At 43.2% G+C, this 26,397-nt stretch carries 34 protein-coding genes, 1 other RNA gene and 1 riboswitch; of the genes, 11 read left to right on the forward strand and 24 right to left on the reverse strand.

All coding sequences use genetic code 11. The features are described 5' to 3' along the window. Positions 1-18: 18 nt before the first annotated feature. From G4O42_RS09470 to G4O42_RS09480, 3 genes are read right to left on the reverse strand one after another with little or no spacing between them, the layout of a single operon-like run. Entirely contained in the window at positions 19-1,266 is a 1,248-nt protein-coding gene (locus G4O42_RS09470) for an RbtT/DalT/CsbX family MFS transporter (RefSeq protein WP_022553238.1), read from the reverse strand. A 47-nt stretch (positions 1,267-1,313) separates the two neighbouring features. Further along, complete coding sequence (locus G4O42_RS09475; protein WP_032873466.1) at positions 1,314-2,780, reverse strand: FGGY-family carbohydrate kinase; 1,467 nt, start codon at positions 2,778-2,780, stop codon at positions 1,314-1,316. Further along, the gene (locus G4O42_RS09480; RefSeq protein ID WP_032873464.1) at positions 2,773-3,789 is read right to left on the reverse strand and encodes a 2-hydroxyacid dehydrogenase; all 1,017 of its coding nucleotides are present in this window, start codon (positions 3,787-3,789) and stop codon (positions 2,773-2,775) included. The genes G4O42_RS09475 and G4O42_RS09480 overlap by 8 nt, the downstream gene beginning before the upstream one ends. Positions 3,790-3,910: 121 nt before the next feature. Beyond that, a riboswitch (SAM riboswitch) is annotated at positions 3,911-4,003 on the reverse strand. 147 nt (positions 4,004-4,150) lie between these two features. Here G4O42_RS09480 and G4O42_RS09485 point away from each other — a divergent pair. Together G4O42_RS09485 and G4O42_RS09490 are read left to right on the forward strand one after the other, a co-directional pair. After that, positions 4,151-6,214 carry a molybdopterin oxidoreductase family protein gene (locus G4O42_RS09485; protein WP_032873462.1) on the forward strand — a complete coding sequence of 688 codons (2,064 nt, stop codon included), beginning with the start codon at positions 4,151-4,153 and terminating at the stop codon, positions 6,212-6,214. A gap of 111 nt (positions 6,215-6,325) precedes the next feature. Beyond that, positions 6,326-6,553: a hypothetical protein gene (locus G4O42_RS09490; RefSeq protein ID WP_045555079.1), complete on the forward strand. Its 228-nt coding sequence runs from the start codon at positions 6,326-6,328 to the stop codon at positions 6,551-6,553. A gap of 43 nt (positions 6,554-6,596) precedes the next feature. Here G4O42_RS09490 and G4O42_RS09495 read toward each other — a convergent pair whose 3' ends face one another. Next, positions 6,597-6,821 carry a hypothetical protein gene (locus G4O42_RS09495; protein WP_032873457.1) on the reverse strand — a complete coding sequence of 75 codons (225 nt, stop codon included), beginning with the start codon at positions 6,819-6,821 and terminating at the stop codon, positions 6,597-6,599. 199 nt (positions 6,822-7,020) lie between these two features. Here G4O42_RS09495 and G4O42_RS09500 point away from each other — a divergent pair, with 199 nt between their 5' ends. Further along, entirely contained in the window at positions 7,021-7,599 is a 579-nt protein-coding gene (locus G4O42_RS09500; protein ID WP_032873455.1) for a MarR family winged helix-turn-helix transcriptional regulator, read from the forward strand. Further along, positions 7,592-7,873, forward strand: a complete 282-nt coding sequence (locus G4O42_RS09505) for a hypothetical protein (protein ID WP_032873454.1) — start codon at positions 7,592-7,594, stop codon at positions 7,871-7,873. Before G4O42_RS09500 ends, G4O42_RS09505 begins: the two co-directional genes overlap by 8 nt. Before the next feature lie 38 nt (positions 7,874-7,911). Here G4O42_RS09505 and G4O42_RS09510 read toward each other — a convergent pair whose 3' ends face one another. The 6 genes from G4O42_RS09510 to G4O42_RS09535 form a co-directional block, all read right to left on the reverse strand. Next, entirely contained in the window at positions 7,912-8,376 is a 465-nt protein-coding gene (locus tag G4O42_RS09510; RefSeq protein ID WP_032873451.1) for an SMI1/KNR4 family protein, read from the reverse strand. Positions 8,377-8,396: 20 nt separating this feature from the next. Further along, entirely contained in the window at positions 8,397-10,193 is a 1,797-nt protein-coding gene (locus tag G4O42_RS09515) for a T7SS effector LXG polymorphic toxin (protein WP_032873450.1), read from the reverse strand. Between the two features lie 329 nt (positions 10,194-10,522). Beyond that, on the reverse strand, positions 10,523-10,855 hold the full coding sequence (gene csaA, locus G4O42_RS09520; protein WP_032873448.1) for a chaperone CsaA: 333 nt from the start codon (positions 10,853-10,855) through the stop codon (positions 10,523-10,525). 68 nt (positions 10,856-10,923) lie between these two features. Then, a complete protein-coding gene (locus G4O42_RS09525; protein WP_032873446.1) occupies positions 10,924-11,634 on the reverse strand; it encodes an AraC family transcriptional regulator in 711 nt (236 codons plus the stop codon). Between the two features lie 51 nt (positions 11,635-11,685). Continuing rightward, positions 11,686-12,252 (reverse strand): TetR/AcrR family transcriptional regulator, encoded by a 567-nt coding sequence (locus G4O42_RS09530; RefSeq protein ID WP_032873443.1) that lies wholly within the window; start codon positions 12,250-12,252, stop codon positions 11,686-11,688. Next, complete coding sequence (locus G4O42_RS09535) at positions 12,252-12,971, reverse strand: MBL fold metallo-hydrolase (RefSeq protein WP_032873441.1); 720 nt, start codon at positions 12,969-12,971, stop codon at positions 12,252-12,254. The genes G4O42_RS09530 and G4O42_RS09535 overlap by 1 nt, the downstream gene beginning before the upstream one ends. A 224-nt stretch (positions 12,972-13,195) precedes the next feature. Here G4O42_RS09535 and G4O42_RS09540 point away from each other — a divergent pair, with 224 nt between their 5' ends. Continuing rightward, on the forward strand, positions 13,196-13,717 hold the full coding sequence (locus tag G4O42_RS09540; protein WP_032866232.1) for a CcdC protein domain-containing protein: 522 nt from the start codon (positions 13,196-13,198) through the stop codon (positions 13,715-13,717). A 28-nt stretch (positions 13,718-13,745) separates the two neighbouring features. Here the strand turns inward: G4O42_RS09540 and czrA are convergent, their stop codons facing one another. Next, positions 13,746-14,078, reverse strand: coding sequence for a Zn(II)-responsive metalloregulatory transcriptional repressor CzrA (czrA, locus tag G4O42_RS09545; protein ID WP_007407993.1), 333 nt, complete (start codon positions 14,076-14,078; stop codon positions 13,746-13,748). Between the two features lie 191 nt (positions 14,079-14,269). Here czrA and G4O42_RS09550 point away from each other — a divergent pair, with 191 nt between their 5' ends. After that, on the forward strand, positions 14,270-14,935 hold the full coding sequence (locus G4O42_RS09550; RefSeq protein WP_003153802.1) for a lysozyme family protein: 666 nt from the start codon (positions 14,270-14,272) through the stop codon (positions 14,933-14,935). Between the two features lie 66 nt (positions 14,936-15,001). On the opposite strand, the gene G4O42_RS09555 is transcribed toward G4O42_RS09550, so the two are convergent. Both G4O42_RS09555 and G4O42_RS09560 read right to left on the reverse strand, forming a co-directional pair. After that, positions 15,002-15,538: a DUF420 domain-containing protein gene (locus G4O42_RS09555; RefSeq protein ID WP_007611945.1), complete on the reverse strand. Its 537-nt coding sequence runs from the start codon at positions 15,536-15,538 to the stop codon at positions 15,002-15,004. A gap of 144 nt (positions 15,539-15,682) precedes the next feature. Further along, the gene (locus G4O42_RS09560; RefSeq protein ID WP_032873440.1) at positions 15,683-16,465 is read right to left on the reverse strand and encodes a VLRF1 family aeRF1-type release factor; all 783 of its coding nucleotides are present in this window, start codon (positions 16,463-16,465) and stop codon (positions 15,683-15,685) included. A 188-nt stretch (positions 16,466-16,653) separates the two neighbouring features. Between G4O42_RS09560 and G4O42_RS09565 the strand changes: the two genes are divergently transcribed. Beyond that, a complete protein-coding gene (locus G4O42_RS09565) occupies positions 16,654-17,157 on the forward strand; it encodes a GNAT family protein (protein WP_007611949.1) in 504 nt (167 codons plus the stop codon). A 64-nt stretch (positions 17,158-17,221) separates the two neighbouring features. After that, a complete protein-coding gene (locus G4O42_RS09570; protein WP_032873437.1) occupies positions 17,222-18,199 on the forward strand; it encodes a S66 family peptidase in 978 nt (325 codons plus the stop codon). 31 nt (positions 18,200-18,230) lie between these two features. On the opposite strand, the gene G4O42_RS09575 is transcribed toward G4O42_RS09570, so the two are convergent. The 7 genes from G4O42_RS09575 to gerPC form a co-directional block, all read right to left on the reverse strand. Then, positions 18,231-18,623 (reverse strand): hypothetical protein, encoded by a 393-nt coding sequence (locus G4O42_RS09575; RefSeq protein ID WP_025284849.1) that lies wholly within the window; start codon positions 18,621-18,623, stop codon positions 18,231-18,233. A gap of 162 nt (positions 18,624-18,785) precedes the next feature. Continuing rightward, entirely contained in the window at positions 18,786-19,655 is an 870-nt protein-coding gene (locus G4O42_RS09580) for a 3D domain-containing protein (protein ID WP_007407985.1), read from the reverse strand. Positions 19,656-19,890: 235 nt separating this feature from the next. Further along, positions 19,891-21,669, reverse strand: a complete 1,779-nt coding sequence (gene recQ, locus G4O42_RS09585) for a DNA helicase RecQ (protein ID WP_032873435.1) — start codon at positions 21,667-21,669, stop codon at positions 19,891-19,893. 107 nt (positions 21,670-21,776) lie between these two features. Then, positions 21,777-21,962, reverse strand: a non-coding RNA gene (gene ssrS, locus G4O42_RS09590) — 6S RNA. Between the two features lie 215 nt (positions 21,963-22,177). Beyond that, a complete protein-coding gene (locus G4O42_RS09595) occupies positions 22,178-22,804 on the reverse strand; it encodes an FMN-dependent NADH-azoreductase (protein WP_003153791.1) in 627 nt (208 codons plus the stop codon). A gap of 144 nt (positions 22,805-22,948) precedes the next feature. Continuing rightward, complete coding sequence (locus tag G4O42_RS09600) at positions 22,949-23,440, reverse strand: TraR/DksA family transcriptional regulator (RefSeq protein WP_015417624.1); 492 nt, start codon at positions 23,438-23,440, stop codon at positions 22,949-22,951. A gap of 83 nt (positions 23,441-23,523) precedes the next feature. Continuing rightward, on the reverse strand, positions 23,524-23,904 hold the full coding sequence (gene gerPC / locus G4O42_RS09605; protein WP_032873433.1) for a spore germination protein GerPC: 381 nt from the start codon (positions 23,902-23,904) through the stop codon (positions 23,524-23,526). A gap of 92 nt (positions 23,905-23,996) precedes the next feature. Here gerPC and G4O42_RS09610 point away from each other — a divergent pair, with 92 nt between their 5' ends. After that, a complete protein-coding gene (locus G4O42_RS09610; protein WP_032873431.1) occupies positions 23,997-24,230 on the forward strand; it encodes a hypothetical protein in 234 nt (77 codons plus the stop codon). Here the strand turns inward: G4O42_RS09610 and G4O42_RS09615 are convergent. Then, on the reverse strand, positions 24,217-24,699 hold the full coding sequence (locus G4O42_RS09615) for an Hsp20/alpha crystallin family protein (RefSeq protein ID WP_003153787.1): 483 nt from the start codon (positions 24,697-24,699) through the stop codon (positions 24,217-24,219). The two genes, G4O42_RS09610 and G4O42_RS09615, sit on opposite strands and share 14 nt — an antisense overlap. A 70-nt stretch (positions 24,700-24,769) precedes the next feature. Here G4O42_RS09615 and G4O42_RS09620 point away from each other — a divergent pair, with 70 nt between their 5' ends. After that, the gene (locus G4O42_RS09620; protein WP_032873428.1) at positions 24,770-25,042 is read left to right on the forward strand and encodes a hypothetical protein; all 273 of its coding nucleotides are present in this window, start codon (positions 24,770-24,772) and stop codon (positions 25,040-25,042) included. Further along, positions 25,039-25,272 (forward strand): hypothetical protein, encoded by a 234-nt coding sequence (locus G4O42_RS09625; RefSeq protein ID WP_003153785.1) that lies wholly within the window; start codon positions 25,039-25,041, stop codon positions 25,270-25,272. Before G4O42_RS09620 ends, G4O42_RS09625 begins: the two co-directional genes overlap by 4 nt. Positions 25,273-25,316: 44 nt before the next feature. Here G4O42_RS09625 and G4O42_RS09630 read toward each other — a convergent pair whose 3' ends face one another. From G4O42_RS09630 to G4O42_RS09640, 3 genes are all read right to left on the reverse strand, one after another. After that, positions 25,317-25,661 carry a PH domain-containing protein gene (locus G4O42_RS09630; protein WP_003153783.1) on the reverse strand — a complete coding sequence of 115 codons (345 nt, stop codon included), beginning with the start codon at positions 25,659-25,661 and terminating at the stop codon, positions 25,317-25,319. Positions 25,662-25,954: 293 nt separating this feature from the next. Further along, positions 25,955-26,095, reverse strand: a complete 141-nt coding sequence (locus G4O42_RS09635) for a DUF4025 domain-containing protein (protein ID WP_108017290.1) — start codon at positions 26,093-26,095, stop codon at positions 25,955-25,957. 65 nt (positions 26,096-26,160) lie between these two features. Then, positions 26,161-26,364, reverse strand: coding sequence for a DUF6501 family protein (locus G4O42_RS09640; RefSeq protein ID WP_032873426.1), 204 nt, complete (start codon positions 26,362-26,364; stop codon positions 26,161-26,163). Positions 26,365-26,397: the final 33 nt, after the last annotated feature.

Raw genomic sequence — 26,397 nt, forward strand, 5'->3', positions numbered from 1 at the left:
GTTTTCGGGGCGCTGCTGTTAAGAAGCGTATTCAGGCAATGCTTTATTGTGTTTTGCCGTTTTCTCTTCAGGCATTTTGATTTGATTTGTCAAGATTGCACTTACGAAATAGAGCGCTGCGAAAATCCATACAACGCCTTGTGCGCCGACAAGCCCGATGAACGCCCAGGCAAGCGCGGGGCCGACAAATGCCGACAGGCCCGCAGCCAGATTTAACACAGACATGGCAGCACCTTTATCGCTGCCGGCCGCCGTCGGCACGATAGCCCCGATCGGAACGAACCCGGCGAGGAGCCCTCCCCATATAAAACCGACAATGCTGACGAAAAGCAAGTTCCCATGTGATACAACAGGAGCATAATATAATAAAAGAGTAAAAATGCCGCAGCCTACTCCTCCGAACCACATGACAGTCTTTTTCCAGCCGAAGGCATCACCGACTGCGCCGAAGATTAAGTTAAAGACGATATTTCCGAGAAAGATCGTTCCCCAAATTTGAAGCCATACATTTGTAGAAATGCCGTGCTGCGCCATATGCATCGGAAGAAATACCGGAAATCCGTATGTACCAATGCTGTTAATGATCCGAATGATCCCCCCAGAGAGCACGCGCGGATTTTCAGCAAGGATGGTGATTCCCTTCATTAATTCCTGCGCCTTTTCCCGCTTATCTGCCTTTTTCTTTTCAAAGCGGTCCCTATTTAAAATCAAAGCAAAAAACGCGCCGAGGCAGACCCAGAAAATTGAACTCCACAGTGTATTCAAATAGCCGAAGGATTTGATGGCCCAGCTTGAATACCAAGCACCGAATACAAACATCCCGCAGCAATATGCAATCCAGAACCAGCCGACTGCCGTACTGAGCCTGTTTTTCGGCGACCGGTAAATCACCCATGTCAAAAATGAATAGGCAAACAGCGGATAACCCAGCCCTTTAATAAAATACGTGACATACATCACCGGCAAATTAAGATTTTCAAATCCGTATGCGATAAACGCGGCTGTTCCGATAACGTAAAACAACAGCCCCATAAACATCGTCCGCTTTGCGCCGAAGGCTTCGAGGCAGACCCCTGAAAACCAAGACGCCACAGCGAGAGAAATACCGTAAACCGTAAACAGGGATGCTGATTGCTGTACCGTCAAGCCGTTTTCAACTAAAAACGGGCTGAGCCAGCCTTGTTCAAGGCCATCCCCCATCATAAACAGCACGACTCCCAAAAATCCCCAGGCGAGCTGTTTCGGAATTCCTATTTTATTAAGCATTTTTGTTCCTCCTCAGCAAACTTTCATGTTGTCATCTCATCCCCAAGTCAGGCTTTCACCGCCGGCTGAAAACGAGTAAATAACTTTTGCGTATATTTCCATTCTTCATATAGGAAGAGATCCGTCTGATCCGCTTCCGGCTCAATTACCTTTGTGCGGCTCGAAAGCTCTGCTTTCACACCGAGAGCTTCGTTGCAAATCATCGCCGCTCCCATTGCGGATGCCTGGCTGAACCCCTCTCTCTTATAAATTTTCTTTTGGAGAAGGTTAGCAAGAAACTGTGTCAAAGCATCACTTTGGAAACCGCCGCCGCACACCTTCACATAATCTTTTGAAAAGGAAGCCACCTCTGTTAACGCCTCATAGTTCCATTTGATTGAAAAAGCGATTTCCAGCAGTGCGGCTTTGACAAAATGGGCTCTGCTTAAGTTTTGGGACAGCGGGGCGTCAAAAATAAATCCGCCTTTTGCCAGTGCGTTTTTCTCTGGCGATAAATAGGAGCCTAACGCAGAAATACAAGCATGATCATGTTTCGGCAGACTTGCGATTTCCCGTTCCATGACGCCGTAGGATTCATTCGGATAAAAAATGGATTTTAATTTTTGATAATTGAGTCCTGTTACACCCGGATTCGTTTCAAGAAGCCATTGACCTTCTTCTGTATGGCAATTCAGCCATGCATTCTCTAATCTTTCGGTTCCGGTCTCAGCTGTTATCTTTATAATCGGCGTCGTCGTGCCGGATACGATGACGATATCTCCCGGCTTTGCATCTGCACTTTTGATGGCAAGCTGTGTGTCTCCCCCGCCTGCAATCACAGGCACTCTTTCAGAAAGACCGAGAACCGCCGTTTTCTTAAACGTTAACATTCCGACAACCGTCCCAGATCGGACGAGTGAAGGAAGAATGGCAGAAGGCACACCGAAGATGTTGCATAATGTCTCTGACCACGCCTTTTTCCTTACGTCAAACAGCAGTGTTTCAGCAGCCTGTGACGGTTCATAGCTTAAAATACCGCTCAGCTCAAATGTCACCCAGTCACTGATGCTTGTGATGTACTTCACTTCTTTCCATAAAGACGGCTGTCTAGCTTTTAATCCGACAAGTTTCATGGCGGAAAATAAAGCGCTCGGAAGACGTCCGGTTTGCTGATGCACTTCTTCTTTTGCCTCAATCCCGTCTTCCCATTCACGCCCTCTGTTATCAATGTTGGGCAGACCGAGAAATGCCTTTTTATCTTTATTGATCAGAACAATTCCCTGCCTCTGGCTTGTTGAGGTGATTCCGATTAATGTAATATGAGGGCTTTTGCCAATAACCTTCCTTGCCATAGCGCTGATTTGCTTCCATAACTCTTCCGGTGAGAAATATCGTCCGTCCGGATAAAGCGGATCCGTCACATATTCAATGTCTTCCCTTTCAAGCGCGGTCACATCGCCGCCGGCAGTCACGACCGCGACTCGCGCATTCCCCGTCCCGATGTCAAATACAAGGTAGCCTTTTTGTTCATCCATTACAGCCTCCTCCTTCCGGTTCAAGTTCTCTTTTGTTATAAAGTTCACGTATTGAGCAGGTTTGATCTTGTTTCCATTTGAAAAGCGCTTCATTTAAAATCTTCACATGATGATCTTCCACTTCAAATGTTGCGCCCGCTAAATGGGGAGTCGCTAACACATTCGGCAAAGAGATCAATTCATAATCAGAAGATTCAGGCGGTTCGTGATAAAACACGTCAAGGATCGCTCCCTTAATCCGCCGTTCTTTCAGCACCCGCAGCAGCTCTTCCCTGTCTGTAACCGCCGCTCTTGACGTATTGACAAAAACAGCTTCCTGTTTCATCAATTGAAAGTGCCGGGCGCCGATAAGGCCGATGGTTTCTTCTGTGCGCGGCAAGTGAACGGAAACAATATCACTTTCAGAAAATACCCGTTCAATCGTCGTTTTTTCATACTCCCGGTTTTCATGACGGACAAATGGGTCATAGTAAAGCACCTTGCAGTCAAAAGCGGCCAATAGCCGGGCGATTCTCTGTCCGACAGCTCCGAAACCGATAAGGCCGACTGTTTTCCCCGTCAGCTCATTTCCTCTGAATTTGACGTAAGCCTGCAAATATTCACCATTCCACTTCCCGTCCTTCAGCCACTGAAGGGAAGAATACGTATGACGTAAAAATGAAATCACATTTCCGATAAACATTTCAGCAACAGCCTGGGCATTGCGGGCCGGTGTAAAGAAAACGGGGATTTTTCTTTTAGTCGCCGCCGCAATATTCACATTAGACGGCGTTCCTCTGCAGACACCGATAAAAGCGGAATCGGGCAATATGTCAATAACACGCTCAGACACCTCATCAAGTTCAGTAATAAGCCCCGACGCGTTTGTCTCTTGAATCATTCGGATTAATTCATCTTCCCGATAGGCCCGGCCGTTCTTCTTCCACGGCCGGTGCACAGTCCGGCCGAACAGCTCAGTCAGCTCCTTCAGCCCCTCGTCGTGATATGGCGAGGTAATTAAAACCGTCATGGTGCAAAACATCCTTTTCACATAAATTTTTTCATAAAAAAATCTCTTTCCCCAAAGAAGGAAAGAGATTCATATACCGTCTTTATGCGCTTGAAGCGCACAAATATGTATAGATCATTCTTTCCTATCTTTCAAGCATGCGCTTGCTGGAATTGGCACAATAAATGTTGCCGAGGTTTCATAGGGCCAGTCCCTCCACCTCTCTGGATAGAAAATAAAATGATGAAATTGTCAGGCTGTTTAAAAGAATAAACTCATCATAGAAAAGTCTTTCCGTGATGTCAACACTTTTTTTCTGAATTGACGTTCGATTTTGAAATGTTATAATGCTTACAATATAAACAAAGAGGAGAAATGGGCTATGAATTCTGCTGCAACACAGCCGAACGGGGTCTTTAAGTCGGTATGCTCACTAGACTGTCCCGATCAATGCGGCTTGCTTGTGACAAAAAAAGACGGAAAAATCGTTAACATTCAGGGAGACCCCGATCACCCGGTCACATCAGGGAATATTTGCAACAAAGTCAGACACATGGCTGAGCGTATTTATGATGAGAAGCGCTTAACCGTTCCGTTAAAACGGATCGGTAAAAAAGGTGAAGCCGCGTTTGCGCCTATTTCCTGGGAGGAAGCGTTCAATACGATCAGTGCGCGCTGGAAAGAGCTTATTGCCGAAGAAGGAGCGGAAAGCATTCTTCCGTACAGCTTTTACGGCAACATGGGAAAACTGGCGGCAGAGGGAATGGACCGCCGTTTTTTCCATCGTCTCGGAGCGAGTCATCTCGAACGGACGATTTGCAGCAAAGCCGGATCTGAAGGCTATAACTATACAATGGGTGAAGGAGCGGGTACTGATCCGGAGGAGACCATACATGCAAAGCTCTTTATTTTTTGGGGGATCAATGCCGTCAGCACGAATATGCACCAAGTCATGATTGCTCAAAAAGCCCGGAAAAAAGGGGCTAAAATTGTCGTTATCGATGTACATAAGAACCAAACCGGCCGGCTTGCCGATTGGTTTATTCCCATTCGGCCCGGCACAGATGCCGCACTCGCCCTCGGTATCATGCATGTCTTATTCGACGAAAACCTTCACGATGAAGCATTTCTCACAGAATACACCGAAGGCAGTGACGAATTAAAAGCGCATGTTCAACACTATGATCCGGAAACAGTTTCTGCTATTACAGGCGTTAAAGCCGACGATATCAGACGCCTTGCGAGAATGTACGGGGAAACCTCCCCTTCCCTTATCAGGATCGGAAACGGCATTCAGCACCATGACAATGGCGGAATGATCGTCCGCACAGTTGCCTGTCTACCGGCTGTTACAGGACAGTGGCTCAACACCGGTGGAGGCGCAATCAAGCACAACAGCGCGGTATTAAACTATAACAGACAAGCGCTCCAGCGGCCTGATCTGCTTTACGGCAAAAAGCCACGATCATTTAATATGAACAGGCTCGGAAGCGTTCTGTTAGAAACAAAACCGCCCGTGCGCTCCCTGTTTATTTACGGTACGAATCCCGCAGTGGTTGCGCCGGAAGCGAATAAAGTCAGAAAAGGCCTGCTGCGTGAGGATTTATTTACAGTCGTTCACGATCTGTTTTTAACGGAAACCGCCAAATATGCGGATATCGTGCTCCCTGCTGCATCCGCTTTTGAAAACACGGATTTTTACACGTCTTACTGGCATCATTTTATTCAGCTGCAAAAACCGGTGATCGAACCCTACGGGGACAGCAAATCGAATACGGAAGTGTTCCGTTTGCTTGCCGGGGCAATGGGATTTACCGAGCAGGAGCTTCAGGATTCCGATGAAGAATTGATCAGACAGGCGCTGGACTTTCCCGACAATCCGTATATCGAGGATATTGATTACGAAGCGCTCTCACGCCATTCCTTCATGAAAGCCAAACGGAAAAAACCGCTTTTTCCGGGAAAGCTCAAGACACCGAGCGGAAGAATTGAATTATATTCGGAAAAGATGAAACAGGACGGTTATCCCGCGCTGCCGACACATATCCCTCTTGAGAGCGATGACGATTTTCCGCTTTTATTTGTCCCGGGACCGAATCATAATTTTTTAAATTCGACATTTTCGAATAATGAAAAACACGTAAAACTGGAAAAAGCGCCAAAGCTTTTTATTCATACAGAGGATGCTGTACGCCGGAACATAGAAGACGGGGAAACCGTTAGAGTTTGGAATCACCGCGGCGAGTGTGAATTAACAGCTTCGGTCGGCGAACAGGTGCTTCCCGGCGTTGCAGTCAGCCAAGGTCTTTGGGCCGATATGGATGATAAAAAACAGCTCGTCAATTCGCTCACGCCCGATCGGCTGGCGGATATGGGCGGAGGCGCTGTTTTCTTCTCCGGAAAGGTGCAGGTGGAAAAGCTCAGCAATCAAAACCGTCCGCAATAAACGCCCGACGGTTTTGCTGAAGGCTGAATCCAAAATGATAACGTTTATTGGAGGTTTGGATATATTACCGGCATTGGAATCGCTTTAGCCGGATATTTCATCGGAGACGGATTGAAAAACTTTAAATCACCTGATCCTCATGAACACACTGACCACATTCTCATTAAAGAAAAAGATCTGCACTTCTATATTGGTTATTATTTAGGAGTTACGAAGGAAGAAGCAAAACAAATCGTGCCCGACACCTCTGACATTCCGCATATCACGAGAAACGGAAAGCGGTATGTGCAGAAGAATACATTAAGAGAATGGCTGACTTCCATGCTGGAAAAAGAATAACAGCTGCCATGAAAAGCGGGAAGAGTTTTTCTCTTCCCGTTCATTAAGATTTGCCGCCCTGCCTCTCTTCAACCCCAAACATACGACAGATATCGTTCTTACGTAACGAAACATCCCCTTCTTTTGATTTCAAATAAAACCCTTTCATATATAACCGTATGACTTCCTCATATGTAAGCTCATGACGAAGGAGCGCCATTAAACACCCGTCTTTTTCATCTTGTTTATTGAACCATTCATACTGTTCTGACCAGTTCACTTTCTGCATGCCAAACACCTTCTCACTTTAGATTAATGCCCTTTTCGCATTTATTATACTTATTTCCCCTTTTGTAAACACTCCGACTGCCTGTGACATTTTTGAAAACAGCCGTAGCCGCTACTATTAGTCACCATGTTGACTTGTTTTTCATTTCAATGTATATTGTCATTGTCAACATGGTGACGATTTAGATAGGAGATAACTTATGGATATTAAATTATTAATGAAGGAACTGCATGTTATGCAGCAAAGTTACGCATCATTATTTTCGGTTGTCAATAAAGTGCAGGCTCGGGGGGACGAATACTTAGAAATGCTGACTTCCCGACAGCACATGACTCTTATTGCTATTGCCCATTTACCGACGGAAGATACCACACTTATGAATATCGCTAAAAAGCTGGGCACAACAAAACAAACCGCTAACAAATTAATTTCAAGCCTCGCGAAAAAAGGATATGTTCACACTGTGCCAAGCAAACTGGATAAACGTGCAATCAATATTGAGATTACCCCTGAAGGAAAAAAAGCGTTAATTTCCTGTTCAGAAAAATCCACCTATTTTTTAGCGGATATGTTTCATGACTTCACAACTGATGAAATTGAAACATTCTGGAGGCTATTGCAAAAACTTTATCGTTTTGATGGTGAAGAACAGGATGGTTTTGAAGAAAAAGTACATTTGAAAGTTGAAGATCAGGCACAATTCATCTCAGATGACTATGAAGAAAAAATCATGGCTGAATTTTCAAAACGGCGATATGGGAGTGCAGACGATGAATAATATGCTTTATCGAAAAGTAAAAGAAACAGAGGATACGATAAAGGAAAAATGCTATGAGCTGAAAGATAAAATTGATCAATTTATTTCTCATGCTAAATATAAATTTCATCGCAAACGCAAACTGGACCGAGCCGGCAATTATATATCAATTGCCATTGGACTCTTTATCCTAACTGCCTCATGGCTGACCGCAACACAATGGCTGCTTTGGATAGGCGCGGCGAGTATTTTGAGTAATGCCTGTTTGCTCATTATAAAGCCTGTTAAAAATTGAAAACCTAAAAAAAGCTCTCTAAAAGAGAGCTTTCTTTATTAATCGTCCCAGTCTTCATCTTCTTCCCAGTTTTCTTTTTTTTCAAGCAACCTTCTGTAGAAAAATTCAATAAAGCTGTCGGCTAGCTTGTCTTGATATCCAAGCACTCTATCCCAAATAAAAACAGGGCATTCATTATTACTGTTCATTTTATTAGTATCTAAGGCATAAGCAAAAAAATCAATATCTTCTAGTATCACAAGTCCATCAGATAAATGATAATAATTACGATATTCCTCTGTGGTTTCAACTACCGAAGCCCCGCCAAAGTCATACCCTAAAATATCAATTCCATATAAGCCGCCAGAGCCAAAGTTTCTCAGAAACCATTTATAACTATCAGGAAGGTGTAGTTGGAGCTCCTTCTCTATATTAATAATCTCTTTTTCACTTATTCCTCTAGTAAAATAACTGTCTGCTTTATTTTCAGTTATAAACTCTATAGTTTTTTCATATAAGTCCATTGATATCTCTCATTCCTTTTTTATTTTTCATATTGTTTTGCTCTCCATTTCCAATACCTGTCTCGGAAATTATCATACTGGGCTTTTAAAACCGGATCGTTTCTAAAGCTTTCACCATCAGATTTAAGCCTATGGATAATGCCGCTATATTTAGTATGTAAGCTATTTGGAATTTCAAGCATTGGACCAGGTTCCTCTTGAATTAAATGGTGTAGATTTATTTGTGTCCCATCTTTCGCAAAAGGTGCATTTCCACTTTTCATTAATTGAAGATTCGTAAGGCCTTTACGATTTTTTTGGTTCATATCAATATCTTTCATAGTATACACTCTGCGGCTTATGTCTTTAACTTTTCCCTTTGCTTTTACCTTGCCCTTAACCTCAAAGGCACCATACTTTTCTTTATTTAACCAAGGAAGGTTTATTTCTTGACCAGTAAACGGCTTTCTCGTTCCATCCGGGATTTTCTTTGCATTGGTCAAAAGTTTATTTTTAAGGTTTTGGCTGTCAACCACATTGTATGGTACGTCACCCGCCAGAGCAAGATCATACTTAGAGTTATAAGGAAGCAAATCTGCAATCTTAACGTCTTTAATTTTCTTCCCTGCCTGTCCTGCCTTGTTTATGACCTTCCCCGCCGCATCAGCTTTGTTAACGGCTCCTGCGCCTTTCGTTCCGACGACAGCCACAGCTGCTGAACCAATTGCATATGCCACCCATCTTGATCGGGAATACGCATCTCCATTTACCATATCTTTTTGATACGATTCCTCAATAGCTGTTGAAATGGCATTATACGTGTTAATTGGATGAGCAACTGCCCCTATGATACCTTCAACAACTTCATCAGGCTTATTGATCAGTTGCCATAAACCTGTTACCGTGTCTTTCCCGACATCATAAAGACCGACGCCGGCTCCTTTTAAAATATCCCAAGTCACTTCTCCGGCTTCTTCCATCTGTTTTGCTTGTTCAAGCTGCATCACATACTGCTGCTGGGAAGGTTCAAGGTTCTCGTAACCGATCTTCTTCGCAATCTCTAAGTATTCATCCGGATCAGTTACTCCATCGGCGAGCTTTTTCTTCAAATCCTTGATTTCCCGCTCTTTTGCTTCTTCCTTCTTAAACGTTAAATATGTGTCTGAGTGTCTTGCAATCTCGCCTTTTTTCTTATGTATGTCACTTTCTCTGTACGCCTTGGCGTTATAGTGAAGTGGTGTTGCATTTTTTCCCTTACCCGTGGCATTTTGAAGCTGTTGAAAGTCAGCTTGGATGAAATGTTCATTTGCCTCGGTTTCTGCGTATTCTTTCGTTAGATCGTGATCAAGTTTGCCGAGTTTATGTATGGTCTCATCCCGTTTTTTATCTGCTGAATCCAGCTTTTGATCAACATCTTCTGTCGAGAAAACTTCTAGATGAATGATATCTCTGATTTCATCAAGGATACCTTTCATTTCATTGCGCTGCTCCTGCATGATAGCTTGTGATTTATTCTTCGCATGGATCAGCTCGTGTTCTAAAAAGGACTCTTCCACAAACGAATCGGCTAATCCCGCATCAGTTACTTTTCCTGAGATACTGTTAAGAAAAGCAATCTTCATATCGATCAGATTAAGCCAGCTGTCTGTAACGCCTGCGTGGTCTTGAAAAAAGGCTTTGATATTGTCGGCGCCTTTGCCTGAAAACTCACTGTCGTCTAAGTCAGCCATCCCCTGAAAAGCTTTCCTGAGATTGATAAATTGTTCTCTAATCTGATCGTATTGTTTTGCCCGCTTTTCTGCGGCTGAGATTAACGAGGATGCTTCAAATACTTTCATTTACGTCTCCTTTCCGCTTCTTTCTCCCTAAATTTTACCACGAGATATAAGGTTAGATGAATCTCTTGCATTTGTCGAACTGCTTTATTCAAGATCATAAAATTTCAAATGAAACCTTACACGAAAGATCGGGGATCGGCAAAACAAAGCCAGATATAACATATATTAAAAAATCTCTTGCATTTCCGCACACGCCATGCTATATTGATATAGCGATGAGCTGAATTGTGTAAGCCGATGCACATGCCCTTGCGGCACACACGAATGTGGCGTGTGGTGTATCGCCTCAATACGCAAAAGACGTTTGCTTCTGCAAACGTCTTTTTTTATTATCCGATTTTCGTTCCGTTCGGTACTGTCTGCTCTGGCGTAAGCAGGACAACGTCTCCTTTTTCCGGGATGCCGCCGAGTACGAGAACTTCTGACTTAAATCCGGCGATCCGCCGCGGCGGAAAGTTGACAATAGCGGTAACCTGTTTGCCCGTCAGATCACCCGGTTCGTACCGTTTTGTAATCTGGGCGCTTGATTGTTTCATGCCGATCTCTTCGCCGAAATCTATTGTCATCTTAATGGCCGGCACCTTTGCTTCCGGGAATACTTCCGCTTTTACGACCGTTCCTATTCTAAGATCAAGCTTGATAAAATCTTCGATGACTGCCATATCAAAAACTCCTTTTTTACAATCATGATACCAAAAAAAGAAGCAGTTTATTTAACCGATTTTCAGAATTATTTATCAGATTGAAAGGTGTTTCGGAAGACGCGCGGCGTTATTCCCTTATGTCTGACAAACCATCTGGTAAAGGAAGACAAATTTTGAAAGCCGACCTCCTGGCTGATGTCTGTCAGCCGGCATTTTGTTTCAATAAGCATTTGTTCCGCTTTCTTCATACGGAGCTCAGCAATATAAGCTTGCGGGCTTTTCCCCGTCTGCTTTTTAAACCAGTCGGAATAATACGCCGGGTGGTAATGTTCCATTGCGGCAAGCTCTTTAATTGTAAAAGCCTTTGATAGATTTCGGCGGATATACGCAATTGAATTATTCGTACGGTTTTCTTGTATCTTTTCAGCAATATATTCTGCAAGCAGACTCAATGAATGAGCCGACTGCTGCTTTGTCTCTTCTGTCAGCAGAAACCGAATCGATGTCCAAAAGGGATCAAGCTTATTCAGAATGCCGGAGTCAAAGGAACTTTTGAAAAAGTATGCCGGTATGTCGAGAACGAGACATTCATTTCGCTCCAAAGAACGGAACCGATGTTCATGCCCGGGCGGAATATACAGCATTTGATCAGGTTTTAATCTGATTTTACGTCTTTCTGTCTCCAGGTCCAGCTGTCCTTCGAGCGGAAAGAGCATTTGGCAGTATGTGTGTGCATGAGAATCAAAAATATGTGAATAGGTGCGCCGCTCACAAATGATATGTTGTAATGAATCCATTTGTCCCTCCTTTTTACATGATGCGTCTTTTATTTAGTTTACATAATAATATTATTGTCCCCTATTCTGCAAACCTCTTAGGAAAGCAACAACTGCAAACTTCCGGCTTTCCTTAATTGATTCGGTTAATTCAAATGCACTCTGTTTTCTCAACACGACAAATCCGTGAAGAAGGCTCCTCAGTCCTCTCGCAGCATGAATCGCAGTGTCAGACTGTGCATAACCGTTAGCTGTCAGCTGCCTGACAACAAGCTCTACAAGCAGGCTTGACAGATTCTCAATCCGGCCGTCTTTTATCTTTTGAAATGTTGCGTCATATAATCCTGGATTGGCTTCGGCGAAATTGATATAGGCATCGGCAAGACTGAGCAAAGCCGTTTCGCCCGTCAGTCCTTCTGCAGAGGCCGCCATTCTTTCATATAACATAGTTAAACCGGAGACAGCCAGCTCTGTTTTAATTCCTTGAAGGCCATTGACAAAATTGTAAAGGGAAGGCGGTTTTACGTTTAAGGACTTTGCAACAGCCGCAAGCGTCACTTCATTCAGCCCTTTTTCGTCAGCGATGCCTGCTGCGGCTCTCAATATCATGTCAAGGCTCATTCCGACTCTCGGTGACATTATGATCGGCCTCCCGGCAGGCTTCGTTCGGCTTCCTCAGCAGCCTCAGCCATCATTTCAACGGGATTGCAGAGAACATTTCCATGTCCGGCGGCCAGACTGCTTGGTTGATGAGCGATAAGCGTTCTTGCTGTTTTTACAGCTTCTTCTTTATTCCACGTAGCAAAAGCCGGAAACGGAAATTTCCATTTCAGCTTCCCTGAAACAGCAAGGCCGCCCCGTACTTGAAAGGCATCTCCGACGATCAGCATATCATTTCTCATATCTTTAAAAGCGAGGCTTCCCGGCGTATGACCGGGAGCGGGAATGACAAGTAAAGATCCGATCCGCTCGCCGCCTTTCAGCAGGCGATCAGGTTCGGTCTGAACATTTTTCGGCACTCCCCCCTTTATCGGCGTTTGTGCTTCATGCTCAAATAATGAAGTGTCACCTTTCAGCAAGAAAGAATCCCGCTCAGAAATACAGACGGAAGCATCCGGAAATTCCGCAGCTAATGAGTCAAGCGAACCGATGTGATCCCCGTGCGCGTGGGTGAGTAATATGTCATTCAGCGGCTTCCCAAGCTGCCGCAATGCTTGTTTGATTCCTTTATGACTGTTAGGCAGTCCGGCGTCAATCAGGGTTACTCCTTCTTCTTCTTCAACCAAATAACAATTCACCGGGAAAAGCGCTGGAAAAAAAGTCAGCTGCCAAACACTTCCGTATTGTAAGATTCTCATCAACATCCCCCTAAAACTAATATCATTAGTTTTATTATAACTAACACCGTTAGTTTTTCAAGAGTTTTATGTTTAAATCCTGAAAAAGGCGCGGGCGATTCTCTTATGCCAAAAAAAGAAACGTGCATAATGTGATAAAAGATGCTTTCAGCCTGTGAATAAATCAGACTACTAAAACCAGCCGGATAAGCATACACTACTCAACGGAGGGGGAGTTCCACACCATGCATATCACACTTCAAAGCATCTGCCCTGTCTTAATGATTGCCTTTTTTCTGTATAAAAAGGTGAAACGGTCCGTCGGCTTTCAGCCTTTGAAACCCCGCTGGCTTTATACAAGAATGATTTTGTTTTCATTGCTGGCCGCAGCTCTGGCGTTTTTCAGCATCACACACCCGGCTTTATACGGCCATCTTATATTCGGCACTTTTTGCGGCTGGCTTCTGGTCCTGTTTGCTAAACGGAACATTTCTTTTGAAGAACGCCGCGGAAAAATATATTTTCGCACTCACCTGTGGATTGAACTTATTCTATTAACGTTATTCCTATCGAGATTTGTTTATCGCGTTATTGAGATTTACCGGGTCACAGCGGACTTTACCCATCCGGAGGCATACAGCCAAACGGTCGGCGCCGATCCGCTGACCATCAGTATCTTTTATTTCATCGCAGTTTATTACAGCGGCTTCTCTTTTTATGTTTTAAAAACGAGCAGAGACCAAACCAATAACAGTCAGTACGGCTGACATCCCTGTCTCAAAAGCAGGGATGTTTTTAATCGTGCCGCGTATGGTGAATCATTTGCTGAAGCACATCTAACACATGTTCATCCTCAGGAGAATAATAGATGGATGTTCCTTCTCTGCGTGATTTGACGAGGCGCAGATTTTTAAGAAAACGCAGCTGATGAGAAACGGTAGACTGCAGCAAATTCAGCTTTTCTGCGATATCATTTACCGCGTGCTCACCCTGTGACAGCAAATGGAGAATTCTGATTCTGGTCGGATCAGACAGCGCCTTAAAAGTCTGGGCAACCAAAAATAAAGTTTCCTCATCTAAATCGACAGCGGGGTCATTTGTGTTTCCGGATTCGTGAAATTCAGTCATATACCTCACCCTTCTTTTCTCAAGTAGCCCAATTATACCAAATGTCAATTGATGCAGATACATCCTGCGCCTGACAAAAGAACCGTTATTTTAAATTTATGTTTCAAATACGGGTTTCCGCTTGGTTTCGCGCATTCATCTGTGTCATAATGAAAAAGTCATAATGCTCCTGAAATTGAGGGTGAAACACAGTGGAGAAAAAGAAAAAAGGCTGTTTCGCTGCCGCGGGTCTTATGATGATATGTGTTTTTGTCATGGTTTCCTTCTTCCTCATTCTGTTATTTTCAAATAATGAATGGCTCAAAAGTCTTCCGTTTGATGTCAAGCCGATCGTGCTTGAACGGCTGACAGATTACAAACCGCTCGTTGAAGACGAGCTGGATGAAAAAGGACTCACCAAATATACATCGCTTGTACTCGGCATGATATATCAGGAGTCAAAAGGAAGAGGAAATGATCCCATGCAGTCTTCAGAATCTCTGGGTTTAAAGCGAAATGAGATTAAAAACCCTCAAACCAGTATCAAACAGGGAATCAAACAATTCACTCTCATGTACCAAACAGGCAAGAAAAAAGGCGTAGACTTGGATACGATTATACAAAGCTACAACATGGGAGCCGGCTATATTGATTTTGTAGCTGAACATGGAGGATCACATACTGAGGAACTGGCAAAACAATACTCCGAGCAGCAGGTCAAAAAGAATCCGAAACTTTACACTTGCGGAGGGAACAAAGACAATTTCCGTTATCCCTACTGCTATGGTGATTACACGTACGCAGAAAAAGTAAAAGCAAAAACAAAAACCGTTGAACAATCCTTAAATGTAACAACACTTGAAACGCTTGAAGAGTAAAAGGCGCCCTGTATGAGGCGCCTTTTTTCAATCAATAGAAAAAAGCCGCGCGGAGCACGGCTTTTTTTAATAATACGGCGAGATCATTAAGTATACAATGACACCCGTCAGACTGACATACAGCCAGAGCGGCATCGTCCATCTCGCGATTTTTTTGTGGCGCTCCACTTGCATGCTGAATCCTCTGATCAGCGTAAACAGCGCAAGCGGCACGATGATGAAGGAAAGGCAAATATGCGTAATTAAAATAAAGAAGTAAATCCCGCGCATGATGCCGTGGCCGCCGAATAAAGTATTCTCAGCTATCGAGTGGTACACGACATAGCAGATCAAAAACAGCAAAGTCGTCGTAAACGCCGCCAAAATAAAGCGTTTATGCGCTTGAATATTTTTTTGCTTAATCATAAAGAGCGCTGCCAGCAAAAAGATAAAAGTAAAGCTGTTAAAAATGGCATTTAACATCGGCAGAATATGAATATTGGCAATGCTGACCTGTCCCGACTTCGGCATAAAAAACAGCACCGCAATTAACCCGTTGATCAGAACGGTCAATGTCAGCACGATACCGGTATAACTTTTAGGTTTGTTTTCTGTCTGATTCATCTTATGACCTCTCTCAATTTTACTGACTATCCAAATGGTATGAGAATTCAGCTTTGATGTCAACGGTTTCGCCCGCTTCGTCAGAAATTAGACAAACTTAAGCCCTAAAAAGACCGGGTGTTTGAGACCCGGCCTTTCGTCATATTATGCTTCCTTCAACAGTTCTTCTATCACCTTATGTTCGTTTTCATTCAACAGATTTTTTGGAATGATCCGATCAATCGGTTTATTCATGTGCTGATCGAGAATATCGGCTGTTTCTTTGTCCCCTGCGATTACGAGACGCTCCCATTGGTGTGAAGCGGCCTTCTGATCAAGGTTCGAAGCCAATCGTTTATACAGCCTGTTTTGGTTTTCTTCGACGTGGGCTTTGGCGGCGTCCTCGTCCATCGATGCGAAGTTTCCGCTTACATCCTGCGGTTTCCACGATTCATTGATGACGTCGTATTGATAATGCTCCACCCCTTCAATTTTTCCGAGTACGGTTTCTATGATCTTCACTTCATTCTGCTGGGTGAGAATAAAAGCCGTGCTCGGAAATTGTTCACGGAGAAGTTCTAATTGATCAAGGACAGCCGTTTCTTCCCAATAAAATCGTGTTTCGACAGGCACCTGCAATTCAATCGTCTCCCAGATACCGCCTTCTCCCGATGCAAAAAACACGAGACTACGCGGCATCTCTTTACCAAGCCCATCGATATATTGATAGACACGTTCCATGATGCGGACGAGAGATTTTTCTTCTTCCGGATCACTTACAGACAGATACTCTTTTAATCTCCGAAAACCGGTTTTCAAGGCGATTTTCCACTCTCCCCCCTGCTGATCCGGATTTCTCATATCCGTATTTACATATAAGGAAAGCATTTTATCAGGAGATTCCGTCATTACGTACTTCAATTTGCCGATGAGTGAGTCAATTGCCATTATAGATTCCTCCTTTTTCCGCTGCTCACTGTTCCTTTCCCTATCCGCACCGCCTTAAAAACGTTAATCCACATATAAACGGCAGACTTTTCTAAAAAAGTTTTTGCAAAACCTATTTACAAACCAAGACATCATTTACTAAAATGGATACTTGTGTTTGACTAAGACTTTTACGCTGTGAAAGGAGTATGATTTTGTTTACTGCAGAAGAAAGAGATCAGAAAGAGCTGGAAAAAGAGCTTCATAAACTTGAATTTCAGATTTTCAGAATGCGGGAAAATCTGATAGATGTATCAAAAGACGCGCGAGTGCTTGGTATTGATCAATCGAACAATGACGATTGGATCATTGTTTCCTCGATTGATGATGGCCAAACATGTAAGATTATGCTGACTGACTGTGAGTCAGCCTACCGGGGAAGAGGCTGTTTTTCACTGATCGCCTCTTATTATGACAATGCCATTCATATCGGGGACATTAAAGGCCCGCCGAACCACGGCTACGGCTCGATCTGCATGAAATTTTTAAAACATATCGCCAGAGAGCAGAATATCCCGAAAGTGACGGGCGACATCGCTAAGCGTGATTGGGATCATGTCGACAGACTCATTCATTTTTATGAAAAGCATCACTTTGATGTCTGGATTGACAATGATACGCAATCAGGCGGCATTAAATGGGTCGACCTGTAAAAAATGATAGATAAACCCTCGTTAATATGGTGTAATAGATTAAACCATTTAAGGAGGGTTTTTTTTGTATCCGGAAAAATTGAAAAAAGGTGACGGCATTCGTATTGTGTCTCCGGCCACAAGCATGTCCGTTATGTCAGATGAAAATATAAATGCCGCGAAGACAAAATTGGAGGAGCTGGGCTTTTGTGTCTCTTTTTCAGAGAATGCGAAAGAAATAAATGAATTTGATTCATCATCCATTAAATCGCGTGTACGGGATCTGCACGAGGCTTTCGCTGATCCTGACATCAAAGCGATTTTGACGACACTCGGCGGGTTCCAATCAAATCAGCTGCTCCGCTATCTTGATTATGGAAACATCAAGCGGCATCCGAAAATCCTTTGCGGCTATTCAGATATTACCGCTCTCTGCCATGCCATATATCAAAAAACCGGCCTTATTACATATTCCGGTCCCCATTTTTCTTCATTTGCCATGAAAAAAGGGCTGGACTATACGATTGACTCTTTCTTGGCCTGCTGTGCTTCTGACAACCCGTATGAGGTAAAGCCTTCATCCGAGTGGAGTGATGATAAATGGTATTTGAACCAGGAGGACAGACGTTTTTATCGGAATCCGGGACCGCTCGTTATTCAACCCGGATATGCGGAAGGAACACTGATCGGAGGAAATCTATGCACGCTGAATCTTCTGCAGGGCACCGAATACTTTCCGGAGATGGAACAAGTGATTCTGTTTATAGAAGATGATCATATGTCGGACATTCATATGTTTGACCGGGATTTGCAGTCACTCATCCATCTTCCCGCTTTTTCAGCCGTGAAGGGAATTGTCATCGGACGTTTCCAGCATGCTTCAAATGTGTCTGAGGAGGCTCTCTGTGCCGTCATCCGTACAAAAGAAGAACTGTCATCCATGCCTGTTATCGCAAATGCTGATTTCGGCCATACCTCCCCTTTGATGACATTCCCGATCGGAGGAACATGCAGGATAGAAGCCGGCTCAGAAGGCGGACGGATATGGATCGATCGGCATTAATACATAAAGACGGGAAAACCGCCCCGTCTTTTTATTTTGACGCCTTATGCCGCGGCGTGCGCGGAGCGATCATAATTCGTCCGCCAGCCGCTGCCGTCACCCATACGGAAGCTCCTTCATAAAAACGGCTGATCTCTTCATTATATACGGCGTGTGTCAGTTCACGTTTATCATGCGTTCCGTCTTGGTTTTTTACGTTTAAAATAAGCACAAGCTCGTGCCTGCCATTCTTCATCACGCCAGTACGTCTCACCTTTTCAATAACGGCCGGCCTTCCTCTCCCTCTGTCAAGCGCCTGAAACAGCCTGACAGCAGGCATAGACAGTCCGATAACGAGCACAATGGCGAAAGCGGTGCATATACCTGCTTGAAACACCGGTGATTCTGTGAAGGCATTCCATAAACATATAAATTCCGGCTCCATCAGTTTCATACATCCCTTCAGATTCCGTTTTCACATCCATTCCTTATTATATTAGAGAAACGCTTTTTCTTTTTCCGCATATAACGATTATATACAGTCAAAAAAGGGAAGAAAAAAAGAACACAAAGCATTTCGCCTTGTGTTCTTCATCTCTATATGAAACTAGTCTAATACTTTAACGTTTACTGTTCTGACGCCCCAGTTGTTAGCGTCACTTTTCTTTGCAACAAATACGTCAATTTTATTTCCTTTAATTGCGCCGCCTGTATCTGCTGCTGTTGCCACTCCATAACCTTCAACATAAACCTTAGAGCCAAGCGGAATGACACTAGGGTCTACCGCGATGACTTTTGCATCAGGGTTTTTGTTTAAGTCAACACCGGTTGCCGTTACACCGGAAATGCCGCCGTCGTTAGCAGAGTAAGCAGTTGCAGTCATTGTCAGCTGCTTTTTAGGCTCTTGTTGGTTTGTATTTGATTGAACAGGCTGCTGTTTTGCTTCGACAGCCTTCGCTTCTTGTTTAGGTTGTTGTTCTTGAACAGGTTCTTGTTTAGGCTGCTCGTTTTTGACAGCTTCTTGTTTCGGCTGTTCTGTCTCGGCAGCTGGTTTTTGTTCAGTTTGCGGCTGGCTGGCTTCTTGAGCCGGCTGTGCAGCCTGAGCCTGACCTTTCACATTTAACGTTGTGCCTGCGTAAATTATATCTGATTGCAAGTTATTCAAGCTTTTCAGATTGCCGACTGATGTTCCGAATTTCTGAGCAATTTTCCAGAGGCTGTCGCCCTGCTTCACTGTGTACTGCCCAGATGTGGTTGTTTCTACTGAAGAAATAGTCAGTTTCTCTCCTTCAATGATTAAATCAGAAGATAACTGATTCCATTCTTTTAAGTCCTTTAGGTTCACTCCGTTTTTTTGCGAGATCCCCCAGAGCGTGTCACCCTTTTGCACCGTGATTTCTTTAGCAGAAGCGTGAGCTCCAAATGCAGTTGTTGAAATTGCTGCAACTGCGACAAAGGACATAATCGTCTTCTTCATAAGTAAATCCTCCCTTGTTAGCTTTTTATTGGCGGCTAACAGGTGATATCGTAACATATGAAAATGTCAGTTCAATAACAAAACGATTTGAATTAGATTACAGTTCCTTTACATGAAACATTTCTCTCGCTTGGTAAGTCTTGCTGAAATCTTGATACAGCAAGGGTTTTCAAGCCTCTGATTTTTCCGGCGCCAATGAAAAACACAATGTGCAAATTTCTAAAAAAACTTTTTTTCACTCTGTTTCTCTTACATAATTTCGGATTTCTTCTAAAAAAACCGCTCCGTATTTCAATCTTTTTTGTTCCCCGACCCCTTTTACGGAAAGAAGATCCTGATCCGTTTTCGGAAGTTTCGCCGACATTTCTTTTAACGTCTGATCTGAGAACACGACAAATGGAGGCACACCCTGTTCAGCTGCAATCTCTTTGCGGAGACGCCGGAGAAGCTCAAATAATTCATCATTTTCGGTAACGGCGGCGGCCTGTAAGGCTTCTTTTCTCGCGACTGCGCTTTTTCCAAGCAGAACGTCCCTGCCTTTTTGGGTGACCATAAGCGTCGGAAATGTGCCGTCCGCCATTTTGATATATTCATCTGAAATAAGGAATTCGATAAAATCACTGATTTCCGCTGCGGATTGATGCTTCATAATGCCGTAAGTGGACAGGCTGCTGAAGCCGTTTTCCAGCACTTTTTTATTTTTTGAGCCGCTAAGCACCTGCGCCACCATCGTTTTTCCGAAGCGCTCATTCATTCTGATAATACATGACAATACCATCTGCGCTTCTTTTGTGACGTCATGGGCGGTCCTTGTATCAGTGCAATTGCCGCATGCTCCGCAAGCTGCCGCCTCATTCTCGCCGAAATACTTCAGAATAAACCGCTGCAGGCAATCTTCCGTATGACAGTAATCCACCATCTGTCTCAGTTTTTTGAGATCCTGCTTTTGTTTTTCTTCTCCGGCGGCCGATTGGTCTATTAAAAAACGCTGCACCATAATATCCTGCGGCGAAAACAAGAGCACACACTCGCTGTTAAGACCATCGCGCCCGGCCCGTCCGGCTTCCTGGTAATAGCTCTCCATATCTTTCGGAATCTGCGCGTGTAAAACGAATCTGATGTTGCTCTTATCGATTCCCATTCCGAAAGCGGACGTAGCTACCATCACTTGTATCTGATCGTTAAGAAACCGCTCCTGCTGGTCTTTTCTGTCATCATCCGCCAATCCGCCGTGATAACGGCCGGCATTGATGCCGCTGCGTTTTAATTTCTCATATAAACGGTCGGTTTCTTTTCTTGTCGCTGTATATATAATGCCGGCTTCGTGTTTATTTTTTTCCAGATACCGCTCGATAAACCGGTCTTTGTTTTCGCCCTTTACTACTTTAAACGTTAAATTCTCTCTGGCAAAACCGGTATATACAGTTTGTTCTTTCTTAATATGAAGCTGCTTGCAGATGTCATCATGAACCTCAGGCGTAGCCGTCGCCGTTAATGCGATGATGACGGGCGGTTCTTTTAATTCATTAAAAAGGATTTCGATATTCCGGTAACTCGGCCTGAAATCATGTCCCCATTGCGATATACAGTGAGCTTCGTCAATGGCGACAAGAGGAACCGTAATATTCTGCAGGATGTGAATGAATTCAGAAGAAGTCAAACGCTCCGGTGTGATGTAAAAGAGCCGGTAAGCCCCTTGTTTCAAACCGGTCAGGCGCTCATGAATGTCACGGCTTGTCTGGGTGCTGTTAATATAAGCTGCCGCGATACCCGCTTCTTCAAGCGCGTCGACTTGGTCTTTCATTAAGGAAATAAGAGGGGAAATAACGATTGTGGTTCCTTCAAACAGCAGTGCGGGAATCTGATAGCAGATTGATTTTCCGCCCCCCGTCGGCATAATGCAGACCGTGTTTTTTCTCTCCTCTGCAACTGATTGTATCGCCTGCTTTTGGCCCGCGCGAAGACTGTCGTAGCCAAAATAATGCGCCAGAAGGGATTGGGCTTTATCCAGCATATGTTGTAAAACCTCACTTTGTCTTTGATTCTTTTATTTTATCATACTGATAAAGTACGCTGCTCAAGGGCAATGCAAAATAAAAAGCCATCTCCGCAAGGGAAATGGCTTTCGCTACGTATGCCGTACGCAAGTAAGAAAGTTTTAAACCACCACTCCTCAAAGTGGGTGTTTGCAGAAGCGTTCCTGTCGTCCTCTGCAATGGAGGCATGACATTCCGGCTTCGATATAAAACTCCCTATTACAGCTTAAAGGTTAAAACTTAATTAACAATACGAACAATGTAGCTTCTCTTATATCCTACACCATCAGTCGTATTTTGGCAAGAGGGTTAATTCTTTTACAGAAAACCTTTTTTCTTTGTGAAAAATGCTTTATTCTACATAAAAATTGTTTTTTCGACAAAATATCAATATATCAATATAAGATCAGATCGAAAGCTGCCGCCAGTTTCTTCTATAATAGAAAAAACTCTCACACCCTGTATGGGCGCAAGAGTTAATGGAAATTAGAATTTTGCAGCCAGATCTTTCGCTTCTTGCAGTCCTTTTTCAATGATCGCTTGAGCGTTATCCGGTGCAGCATTATGGCCTTCAACGACAACAGTGTGAAGATCTTGGACACCCCAGAAACCGAGGACGGTTTTCATGAAGTTTAATGACATTTCAAGAGATGCCATCGGTCCTTCAGAATATACGCCGCCGCGTGCGTTTAAGAGCGCTACTTTTTTATCTCCCATCAGACCTTTTGGTCCTTCAGGCGTGTATGTGAAAGTAACTCCTGCGCGAGACAGGTAATCAACATAAGTATGAAGCACAGCAGGCACTGTGAAGTTCCAAAGCGGGAATGCAAACACGACTTTGTCAGCTTTGACGAATTGATTTAAGTAAATGTCAGCAGTTGATGCTTGTTTTTTCTCTTCGTCTGTCATTTCAATTCCTTTTGAAGCTTTGAATGTTCCGTTAATCATATCTCTTCCGAGGTAAGGAAGGTTTTCTTTATGAAGATCAAGTTCGATCACTTCATCATTCGGATTGTTTTCTTTATAAGCAGCCAGAAACGCTTCGTATAATTTTACGGATACGCCTTCTTCAGCCGTACGATCACTTGATTTTACAAATAATACTTGAGACATTCTAAATTCCTCCCGGTAATCTTTTAATATTTACTTACAAATAGTATGTTACTTTCTTTTTTATATAAAGTCAATGATTTTATTTCGATTTTGAGATTTTTTATGGAATAAAAAAACAGGTACATATGAATGTACCTGCTGCTATTATTGTGAATCCTGCTCGCGATCCAGGATTTCGTAAGTTTGTGAGCTTTTTTGATCAACGGTTTCTTTATTTGAGAGGTCTTTCACCTGCTCGTGAAATTCCCTTTCATATGACGGAGCGTCTGTTTTCACATCCCCTTCTGTTTCTCGCTGCGCTTCGACGGTCATTCTGGCGTACGGCACGGCTTCAAGTCTTTCATAAGGAATTTCTTTTCCCGTTTTCTCGCAAATCCCGTATGTTCCTTTTTCCATTCGTTCAAGCGCGGCATTCACCTCATCTAAAAGATTCTGATCGACACCGTCCAGCGTCTGATTCGTGACCCTGTCCAAATAAATGCTTCCGTGATCAGCTAAGTGATTATCTACTCCGTTCGATAGTTCTCCTGTGTCTTCGCTCATTGAATGATTTTCTTTTGATTCTCCCTGAAGACTTTCCTTTAAATCGATTAATTTATGATAAAGGCTGTCCTGCTGTTCTTTTGATAATGACATATTCATCATCTCCTTTTTCGTCTGTATTCTTCGCTGCATCTGTTAATACATACCCTAGAAAAAGGAGGCTGAAACAACGGAGGTCAATGCTTTCTCCCCCTGATGGTGACATTGGGTGTCTGCTGCTTTGTCTGTCTTTTTTCTTTCGCAGCATCATTTTGCCGGTTGTCCCGAAATTCTTCAGCGCAGGCTTGTTTAAGCCTATGCTCCGGTGTATGGTAAGTGGCGCCGATATTCAGCATACCGCTCAGCTCTTCTATACTCAGCTTTTCAAAATCAATATTGTATTCAACCTTGTCCACTTTGACATGCTCAATATGGACATATGTTTTTTCCCCTTCAACCGTTTGCGGCTCAAAATGACACTTATCCTGAAGCTCATCAAGCTGTTGTTCCACTTTCTTAAGCCGGTCTAATTCTTCTTCACACACTTTTTTGAAAATCTCTTTCATTATTTTTTTCAAAGAAAATCACTTCTTTCCCCGTCACTCTTGGAAAGTTCTATGCGTCCCGCATTGCGAATATATAAACATGATATACAAAAAGGAGGCGAATCATGATGTTTTTTCCATCCGTTATCAACTTTGAGTATATAAAAATGAACGGAATCAGCGGCGGAGCAGCTTTTAACACCGGCTCTTCCATTATGGTGAGAAACACAGCAGCCAATAAAAGAAATGAAGGGTACGGTGAACAAAACGGTGATTGCACCGTTGTCGTCATCCCTATCATGAGTATCGATGATTCAGATTTAATAGATGGCACCGCGAACAAGATCAGCCTTCGATAATGATCTGGCTTGCATCCCCCAGATGTTTAGCAATCGATATATATAAAATCCCGTCTTTGAATACCGCCTGCATTCCCTTCGTCCCCTGAGCGGAATGCGGAAGGTCGAGTTTTTTTTCAAAATCGCCGTATTTTCCGGTCTTCTGTTTAAAATCCTGTTCATTAAAAAAGGATTTTCTCGTGCCTTTTACGACGATATATTCTCCGTAGGACAGCAGCTGAACATCTTGTTTCCGGTAGCCGGGCAGATACAGTAAAAATTGGAGCTCATCATGGGTTTCCACAATATCTATAAGAGGAAAAGCATCCTCATTTCTTCTCATTTGCCCATCTCCCTGTTGAAAGGGAAAATGAGAATGGCCGTTTTGAAATGATTTCAGTTGTTCATCATCAAAAACGTTTTTCCAAAAGTCGCCGCCGGACATGTTTTGCGCCATTTCCATCCACTGCTTCATCTTATCGAAATCCATTTTTATCGCCCCCTGTCTAAGCATACGGTCATAACAGCCGGCATACACCTGTATTAAAGGAGGTTTGCCTGTGGTTCAACCAACTCCATATATCAATATTAATATTTTCATGTTGAAAATTAATTCCTTTGAAAATGCTTCAGCGGTGAATGTCGGACAAAATTTACTGGCGGAATGGCAGAATTCTGATAAAAAGAATCAGGGATACGGACAGAACTTCGGAGATGCAAGCGGCTTCATCGGCACGCACAGCAAAGTGGATGACCGGGATCAAATTGATTCTCCATCTGCCTTTGAGTCTGCATGCGATAAAATCCCTGCCGGAAAAGGAGGCCCATTATGATGTTTTCGCCGGTTTTGGTAAATGTAGGAGGATTTAAAGTAAATGCAGTCGACCGCGGTTCTTCCATTACGATCGGCCCGTATCAGCAAATCGATTATTTTTTATCCAATAAGATCAACTACGGATTCGGTGAAGAAAATGGTGATTTGGCGCCGATTTATATCCCCATCAGTTCTATTGCTGATCCGGATCTCATTGATTCGAACTCCGGAAAAACGAGCATTATATAATAAAAAGGCCATCCGCATGCATTCGGATGGCTTTTATGTGATATTTAACTGCATAAGTATTTTGTTAAGATGGCTTGAACCTCAGTCAAGTCCGTTTCTTTTGCAAATTCCAATTCGAAAGTTTTTCCCCTTGTCATTAATACAAGCCCGGTATCGGGATCAAACATCCCCGCTTCTTGAATGGCGAAGCTTTCAATTGTTTTATATGGAAGAAATACGCGCACTTTCTTTTTGGAGAACATTTTATTATCAAAGAAAATCACTCGTTTATTCGTAAAGCATATTTGGTCAACCCGCAGTTTATAAATCGTTTCGATCCGTTCTCCCTCAACGAGCAAAGCCTCCAGCTTTTTTGTGTCGGTTGATCTGCTGACAGAAAAAATTCCCAATGAAGAACCCCACTTTCTGCTTCTATACTATTGTTTTATTACAATCATAAAAAAATAAGTTCTTTATCCCTATATAAGAATACGACATAGACGGCATTTAAACCATTACGAACAGATTACATTTTTAGAACGTTCATCAAAAAAGCCCTTCGCGAAAGGTGCCGCTGTTATGAAGTAGTACGGTTCAGCGAAAGAAAAGGTTTCAAGAAAACGGTATTTTTTTCGAAAAGTCAGTTTTTTATTTTCGCCATAAAAAACCGCGGCTTCTCCAATGCCGCGGTTTTAACAAAACATCAACGATCCGTATCTTCAATTGTTCCTTCTTTATAGGTATCTGAAATTTGTTCCATCGTCGTGTCGGTGCCTTCTTCAGGTTGCACTTGCTGAAGCTGATCTAATGTTTTATTTTGTTTGTCTTGCTCTGTTTTTTTCATTTTGCAGCCACCCTTTATATGTAGTCTTTTTTAGTATGGCTCAGGCAAAATAAATTCATTCAGCTTTAAACTTCTTCAAAATACTCTTTGTAGAAGCCTCCGACTTTGTTTGTATTGTCTACAACAAAAATGAATTCTTCTGTTTCATTTTTGACTTCATACTCTTTACCCGACGTCAGCACATTTTTGACAATGTATTTTTTCGCATCTGTATGTACGCATTTGACCTTTTTGACGCTTTCTTTTGTCTGCCAATTATTATGAATCATTTATAAAACTCCTTTTCTTAATCGATAAGCTTA

This window comes from Bacillus sp. LUNF1, assembly GCF_011008975.1.
GTDB classification, from domain to species: Bacteria; Bacillota; Bacilli; order Bacillales; family Bacillaceae; genus Bacillus; species Bacillus velezensis.

What these genes read in the sequence shown, in the direction of transcription:
- G4O42_RS09470 (WP_022553238.1), bottom strand. Translation starts at nt 1,266, where the DNA reads ATGCTTAATAAAATAGGAATTCCGAAACAGCTCGCCTGGGGATTTTTG.
- G4O42_RS09475 (WP_032873466.1), bottom strand. Translation starts at nt 2,780, where the DNA reads ATGGATGAACAAAAAGGCTACCTTGTATTTGACATCGGGACGGGGAAT.
- G4O42_RS09480 (WP_032873464.1), bottom strand. Translation starts at nt 3,789, where the DNA reads ATGACGGTTTTAATTACCTCGCCATATCACGACGAGGGGCTGAAGGAG.
- G4O42_RS09485 (WP_032873462.1), top strand. Translation starts at nt 4,151, where the DNA reads ATGAATTCTGCTGCAACACAGCCGAACGGGGTCTTTAAGTCGGTATGC.
- G4O42_RS09495 (WP_032873457.1), bottom strand. Translation starts at nt 6,821, where the DNA reads ATGCAGAAAGTGAACTGGTCAGAACAGTATGAATGGTTCAATAAACAA.
- G4O42_RS09500 (WP_032873455.1), top strand. Translation starts at nt 7,021, where the DNA reads ATGGATATTAAATTATTAATGAAGGAACTGCATGTTATGCAGCAAAGT.
- G4O42_RS09505 (WP_032873454.1), top strand. Translation starts at nt 7,592, where the DNA reads ATGAATAATATGCTTTATCGAAAAGTAAAAGAAACAGAGGATACGATA.
- G4O42_RS09510 (WP_032873451.1), bottom strand. Translation starts at nt 8,376, where the DNA reads ATGGACTTATATGAAAAAACTATAGAGTTTATAACTGAAAATAAAGCA.
- G4O42_RS09515 (WP_032873450.1), bottom strand. Translation starts at nt 10,193, where the DNA reads ATGAAAGTATTTGAAGCATCCTCGTTAATCTCAGCCGCAGAAAAGCGG.
- csaA (WP_032873448.1), bottom strand. Translation starts at nt 10,855, where the DNA reads ATGGCAGTCATCGAAGATTTTATCAAGCTTGATCTTAGAATAGGAACG.
- G4O42_RS09525 (WP_032873446.1), bottom strand. Translation starts at nt 11,634, where the DNA reads ATGGATTCATTACAACATATCATTTGTGAGCGGCGCACCTATTCACAT.
- G4O42_RS09530 (WP_032873443.1), bottom strand. Translation starts at nt 12,252, where the DNA reads ATGTCACCGAGAGTCGGAATGAGCCTTGACATGATATTGAGAGCCGCA.
- G4O42_RS09535 (WP_032873441.1), bottom strand. Translation starts at nt 12,971, where the DNA reads ATGAGAATCTTACAATACGGAAGTGTTTGGCAGCTGACTTTTTTTCCA.
- G4O42_RS09540 (WP_032866232.1), top strand. Translation starts at nt 13,196, where the DNA reads ATGCATATCACACTTCAAAGCATCTGCCCTGTCTTAATGATTGCCTTT.
- czrA (WP_007407993.1), bottom strand. Translation starts at nt 14,078, where the DNA reads ATGACTGAATTTCACGAATCCGGAAACACAAATGACCCCGCTGTCGAT.
- G4O42_RS09555 (WP_007611945.1), bottom strand. Translation starts at nt 15,538, where the DNA reads ATGAATCAGACAGAAAACAAACCTAAAAGTTATACCGGTATCGTGCTG.
- G4O42_RS09560 (WP_032873440.1), bottom strand. Translation starts at nt 16,465, where the DNA reads ATGGCAATTGACTCACTCATCGGCAAATTGAAGTACGTAATGACGGAA.
- G4O42_RS09565 (WP_007611949.1), top strand. Translation starts at nt 16,654, where the DNA reads ATGATTTTGTTTACTGCAGAAGAAAGAGATCAGAAAGAGCTGGAAAAA.
- G4O42_RS09575 (WP_025284849.1), bottom strand. Translation starts at nt 18,623, where the DNA reads ATGGAGCCGGAATTTATATGTTTATGGAATGCCTTCACAGAATCACCG.
- G4O42_RS09580 (WP_007407985.1), bottom strand. Translation starts at nt 19,655, where the DNA reads ATGAAGAAGACGATTATGTCCTTTGTCGCAGTTGCAGCAATTTCAACA.
- recQ (WP_032873435.1), bottom strand. Translation starts at nt 21,669, where the DNA reads ATGCTGGATAAAGCCCAATCCCTTCTGGCGCATTATTTTGGCTACGAC.
- G4O42_RS09595 (WP_003153791.1), bottom strand. Translation starts at nt 22,804, where the DNA reads ATGTCTCAAGTATTATTTGTAAAATCAAGTGATCGTACGGCTGAAGAA.
- G4O42_RS09600 (WP_015417624.1), bottom strand. Translation starts at nt 23,440, where the DNA reads ATGTCATTATCAAAAGAACAGCAGGACAGCCTTTATCATAAATTAATC.
- G4O42_RS09610 (WP_032873431.1), top strand. Translation starts at nt 23,997, where the DNA reads ATGATGTTTTTTCCATCCGTTATCAACTTTGAGTATATAAAAATGAAC.
- G4O42_RS09615 (WP_003153787.1), bottom strand. Translation starts at nt 24,699, where the DNA reads ATGGATTTCGATAAGATGAAGCAGTGGATGGAAATGGCGCAAAACATG.
- G4O42_RS09625 (WP_003153785.1), top strand. Translation starts at nt 25,039, where the DNA reads ATGATGTTTTCGCCGGTTTTGGTAAATGTAGGAGGATTTAAAGTAAAT.
- G4O42_RS09635 (WP_108017290.1), bottom strand. Translation starts at nt 26,095, where the DNA reads ATGAAAAAAACAGAGCAAGACAAACAAAATAAAACATTAGATCAGCTT.
- G4O42_RS09640 (WP_032873426.1), bottom strand. Translation starts at nt 26,364, where the DNA reads ATGATTCATAATAATTGGCAGACAAAAGAAAGCGTCAAAAAGGTCAAA.